Source organism: Blautia sp. BIOML-A1, from assembly GCF_009883055.1.
Lineage (GTDB): Bacteria > Bacillota > Clostridia > Lachnospirales > Lachnospiraceae > Blautia_A.
On record NZ_WWVR01000068.1, the window covers coordinates 1 to 5,454 of the forward strand.

General features: G+C 42.2%; 5 protein-coding genes. 3 read left to right on the plus strand and 2 right to left on the minus strand.

Annotated features, from left to right (window positions below; all coding sequences use genetic code 11):
* The first annotated feature begins 142 nt into the window (after positions 1-142).
* Positions 143-1,621 (plus strand): Ig-like domain-containing protein, encoded by a 1,479-nt coding sequence (locus tag GT674_RS16430; protein ID WP_161286643.1) that lies wholly within the window; start codon positions 143-145, stop codon positions 1,619-1,621.
* Positions 1,622-1,823: 202 nt separating this feature from the next.
* Here GT674_RS16430 and GT674_RS16435 read toward each other — a convergent pair whose 3' ends face one another.
* Positions 1,824-3,287, minus strand: coding sequence for a helix-turn-helix domain-containing protein (locus GT674_RS16435; RefSeq protein WP_161286644.1), 1,464 nt, complete (start codon positions 3,285-3,287; stop codon positions 1,824-1,826).
* Between the two features lie 52 nt (positions 3,288-3,339).
* The gene (locus GT674_RS16440; RefSeq protein ID WP_161286645.1) at positions 3,340-3,618 is read right to left on the minus strand and encodes a type II toxin-antitoxin system HicB family antitoxin; all 279 of its coding nucleotides are present in this window, start codon (positions 3,616-3,618) and stop codon (positions 3,340-3,342) included.
* A 253-nt stretch (positions 3,619-3,871) separates the two neighbouring features.
* Here GT674_RS16440 and GT674_RS16445 point away from each other — a divergent pair, with 253 nt between their 5' ends.
* Positions 3,872-4,528: an IS607 family transposase gene (locus GT674_RS16445; protein ID WP_173903411.1), complete on the plus strand. Its 657-nt coding sequence runs from the start codon at positions 3,872-3,874 to the stop codon at positions 4,526-4,528.
* Positions 4,458-5,454 (plus strand): RNA-guided endonuclease InsQ/TnpB family protein (locus GT674_RS16450; RefSeq protein ID WP_161286647.1); only part of this gene is annotated, 997 nt, incomplete at its 3' end. The genes GT674_RS16445 and GT674_RS16450, both read left to right, overlap by 71 nt.

The following is a 5,454-nucleotide window of genomic DNA, read 5'->3' on the forward strand; positions in this document are numbered from 1 at the left end:
AAAAGAAAATGAACGGCAGTGGCGGGCGGAGAGAAATCGGTATCCCCCACTGACATGAGGCAAATCACAGTCAGCATATTGCTGACACGTCAGACTCTGTGAAATTACCGACTGTGAGTTGAAACAAGAAAGAGGGATAATTATGAGTGTAAGGTCACATTCAAAATGGAACCGTACTTTAACCTGGATGTTATCGGCAGCTCTTATCGTACAGGGCGGTGCTGTTGTATCTGCCAGTGATTTTGATAGTGAAGTGTTTGCTGAGACGACAGAGGAAGCACCACAGACCGTTGAAATGGAAGAAGAAGCAGGCAGTGAACCGGAATTTGCGGATGATGCTTCCGGCAGCACCGGGGAAACAACAGATGAGGGAAACAACGAAGCGAATGTTGAATCCAGAGAAGGTGATGATGCAGCTGAGGCAGAAGATATTTTTACGGATGCAGCAGATTTTACATCAGAGATTCAGATGGAAGAGGAGGATACTCTGTCAGATGGTCTTTATCTGGGTGATGCGATCGAGGATAATTCTGTTGGACAGATTATAGATGGAAATGTTGTGTTCCATGGTATTTCAGAGGATGCAAGTCTTTTTGTACCGGTATATGGAGAGAAAAACGGCAGTAAGATCGCCGTTCGTGATATGACATGGGAATCCAGTGATGAGTCAGTGGTAAGTATCTTTGATACAGATTCTGAGGAACAGCTGCAGTTGAGAAGCCACAAGACCGGTGGTGCTGTTGTGACAGGAACTTATCAGCCAACCGATGAGAATGGAGCTGCAGATGGTGAAGCAATGACTGTCAGCTTCCGCGTTTTTGTCAGGGGAATTGTTCTTGATGCAGGAGCGGACAGCGTTCAGATATCTTTAAATGAAGATATTTCTTCACAGACGATAGGGTATAAGCTGATCGACGGTACAGGTGAGACCGGGGAAGCTGCTGAACCGCAGGAGGTTACATGGAGTGTTGAGGATCCTCAGATCGCAGAGGTCAACGAGAATGGAAATCTGACCGCGAAGGCACCTGGTGAGACAACAGTGACTCTTACCTGGGGAGAGTTTACAGCCGACAGTAAGGTCAGCGTCACAGGTAAGGGTATCAGGCTGACACCTGCGAGCCAGAGCATACAGCAGACTGGTGCAACCATGATCTTTGCAGAGGCATGGGAGGATACAGTAAAGGTCGATAATCCGACTCTTACATGGTCAAGTTCTGATCCGTCAGTTGCAACTGTTGATGACAGGGGAATTGTCAGTGGTATCGGAACAGGTAAGACGGATATCGTGGCAACCTGGGATGGTGTTTCGTCCGAACCACTTCAGATCACAGTGACCGAAGCAACGGATGTTTCTGTGACTACACGCTGGGAGGATGGTGATACATTGGCATGCCGCCCGGCACAGGTGACTCTTCAGCTTATGGCAAATGGACTGGAATATGACAGCATTGCACTTGGTACAAATACAGAGTGGAGACATGTATGGGTTCTTCTGGATGTCCGTGACAGCAGTGGAATGCCGATTACCTATGACGTTTCAGCGGAAGCACCGAGTGGTTACACCGCAGAGGTGCAGGGAAATGCTTCAGAGGGATTCACAGTAGTATATCGTCGAGCTTAAAGTGTTTCAAAAATCAGGAAAGTTTGTCCACAAATAGTGCCACATATTGCAATAAATCAAATATTATGTATAATTTAAACATAGCGAATCGGCGAGTATGAAAGAGAAAAAACCGTATATTCAGGAGTTGTCCTGAGTATACGGTTTTTGTTTTTTGTCAGAAAATTATTTCGTAATGATTCCTGATCTGTCTGTCCTGTTTTTATTCAAGGCTTCCGTTTTCAAGCCTGCAGATAATGTCCTGCACGTAGGCGGCTGCTTCCTCAGTAGTATAAAAACAGCTTTCCTGCATATTCTGGAGATAATCAAGGAAGGTTTCGAGAAGTTCATATTCCTGAATCGTAAAGAGCATAACTTCACCGTTGAATTTCTGAAAGATCAGAGTTCCGATATTTCCACGGATACAAAGATGCAGATTGGAAGGAATGTGGTTCAGGGGTTTCTGCAGAATGCGGTAAGAACCATCACGGCAGCTGGCCTCAACTCCCCGCAGCATCTGGATTCGCTGTTCTGGTGTAAACCTGTGATAAAAAATTTCCGGGATCTCAGCGGTTCGTCCTGAAGCAGCAAACTGCATAAGGCCATCAGCTGTAAAATAAACAAATGTCTGACTGTCAGTGAGTCTTCTCATATTGCCTGCGAAAGCGGCTGTCGCGTTACGGAAAATTTCTTCACTGTGAGGAAGTTCATAATTAAAAGATTCTCTCAGGATGCTTTCACTGATAAAAGGTGTGACGCAGACTTCCGGCTGCAGTGCAAAGGTGGGAGCAGTTTCATCTGCTTCAAATACTGTGCGGAACACATTTGAGAAATTATCCGGTGAAAAGGTGGTTGCCAGGAATAACTGAGAACACTGTTCAAGGTAAGTATCATATATTTCCTGAAGCATATGTATGACAGCAGTATTGCTGTAAAAAATCCCGGACTGTCCGTCTGCAGTGTACAGGAGTGCAGAATCAGATGTGAGGATCATGCATGGGAAAATATTCATATTATGATAATGCGAGTGAATATTATCATAATAATACCAGAGTGTATAGTTCAGACCAGACATATAAATCGGGAAAATTTCATAGAGATATTTCAGATTTATAAGTTCATGATGTTCGGTAAAAGCATCCTGACTGTTCAGACAGAGGATGTGCTGAACTTCCAGTGCATCGCCTGGAGCCAGTGTAGAAAGCAGGTGAAAGACAAACTCATGCTCCGGCTGAAGGAGCAGTGAAATTTTGCCGGAAGACCGGGAAGCCTCTGTCAGAAACATTTTGTGGATAAAGTAGTTGATCTGCTGCATGGAAGTCAGAGCAATACAGTCAGAGTCTGGATTGTGCTGGACGATTTTGGAAGAAAAAATAAATTCATCCGGAGATACAGAGAAATGACTTGGAAAATGGCAGATGAAATTTTCTACGCTTTTGCGTTTGTAGTAAATTTCCGGTCCGATCCTGGTCACATTCCATGCCTCCTCAAGATGTTGGGCCTCTGTCGGGGTCAGATGCATGAACAGGATCATTTTTTTCAAAATATCTCTGGGAGGCGGGTTGCGCTTGCCACTGATCAGCTTATACATGGTAGAACGATCCAGCCCACAGTATTTGGCCATGGGAAAGACCTTGATGTTTTTTGTGTTGATATATTCGGTAAGAACATCCGAAAATGTGGACATGTTAAAAACTCCTTCCGGGATAATTTAATTCAAATAAGCCAGAGAGGAGATTTTATTCATCCCATCCCTCATAAAAGCGGATATTGACAGAAATATTTCTGACAATGTCACCCTCCTTAAGATCCAGATCATCTTCATCAGAAACCGGTGGAAGCTGGCAGTCATCCTCGTCAAGTTCCAGTGAGATCCAGTTGTAGGCAGCAGCGTTTGCCTCTTCAATTGCCTCATCCAGAGTGTCTCCTTCTCCGAAACAATCTTCCAGATCCGGGAAAAATCCCTTATAAGTACCTTTGTCAGTTTTGCGGAATACCGCAGGATAAATAAATTTCATAATTTAACTCTCCTTTTAGGTCGTTACAGATTATAGTGTTAAGGTTGCTGCGAACAGCAACGCATATTATACCAATGTTAATAGTATACCATATCAGGTGGAAAATGCATGGGAAATTTTGTATAATGGTGGAAAATCAAAATGTGTTTACTAAAAAGTACAAAGGGGGATGATATAAGCAACTAATATATTGAAAAAAGATGTTAAATGTGTTTAAATATACTTATGGAGGTATATTATGAACACATCAAAAATCACAAATTATAAACCAAAAGATTTTGCTGAATTATTAGGTGTTTCTGTAAAAACGCTTCAGAGATGGGACAGAGAGGGAATCTTAAAAGCAAACCGAACTCCAACAGACAGGCGTTATTACACATATGACCAGTATCTTCAATTTAAAGGTATAAATATAGAACATGATAAACGAAAAGTTGTTATTTATGCAAGAGTATCTACCAAAAACCAAAGGGATGATCTTCAAAATCAGACAGCATTTCTGCGTCAGTTCTGTAATGCCAGAGGAATGATCGTAGACCAGTGCATTGAAGACTATGGAAGCGGACTTAATTATAACCGCAGGAAATGGAATGGATTACTGGACGAAGTCATGGAGCAGAAGGTCAAAACCATAGTGATCACGCATAAAGACAGATTTATCCGTTTTGGATACGACTGGTTTGAAAGATTCTGCATGAAATTCCACACTACGATACTGGTGGTGAACAATGAAGAACTGTCACCACAGGAAGAACTTGTACAGGATATTATTTCCATCCTTCATGTGTTTTCCTGTAGATTATATGGACTTCGTAAGTATAAAAAACAGATAGAAAAGGATGAGGAGATTGCTGAAGAGCTTCAAGACAGAGATCAATCCTACAGAAGAGCAGAAGATCAAAATACATAAGACAATCGGCACATGCAGATATATTTATAATTTCTACCTGTTTCATAATAAAGAACGTTATGATGCCGGTGAAAGATTTATGAGTGGCAAGTCGTTCAGTGTATGGCTGAACAATGAATACCTTCCAGGGCATCCGGAATATTCCTGGATCAGAGAAGTCAGTTCCAAATCGGTAAAGAATGCAATTGAAAATGCCTGTACCGCTTTTTCAAGATTTTTTCATCATCAGAGCAGTTTCCCAAGATATAAGAAAAAAGGAAGATCTGATGTAAAAATGTATTTTGTAAAGAACAATCCCAAAGACTGTCTCTGTGAACGTCACAGGATCAAGATCCCAACACTTGGCTGGGTAAGGCTGAAAGAAAAAGGTTACATCCCGGCCTCTAAGGATGGATATGTGATCCGAAGCGGGGCAGTTTCCATGAAAGCAGGAAGATATTATGTGTCTGTACTTGTCGATATACCTGCTCCGGAAGCAGATGGAGATTTCACTGATGGGATCGGAATCGATCTGGGTCTGAAAGACTTTGCAGTTGTGTCAAATGGAACTGTATACAGAAATATCAATAAAACAGCACGGATCAGAAAACTTGAGAAACAATTAAGACGGGCACAGCGAAAGCTTTCCCGTAAATATGAGAACTTAAAGAAAGGAGAATCCACTCAAAGAGCAAATATATGCAAACAAAAGCTTAAGGTACAGAAACTTCATCACCGGATAGAAAATATCCGTACAGACCATATCAATAAGATAATATCTGAGATAGTGAAAACCAAGCCGTCTCATATAACGATTGAAGATCTGAACGTATCCGGGATGATGAAGAACCGGTATCTCTCAAAAGCAGTTGCGTCCCAGAAATTCTATGAATTCCGGACAAGATTGAAAGCAAAATGTGCTGAATATGGAATCGAACTGCGGGTAG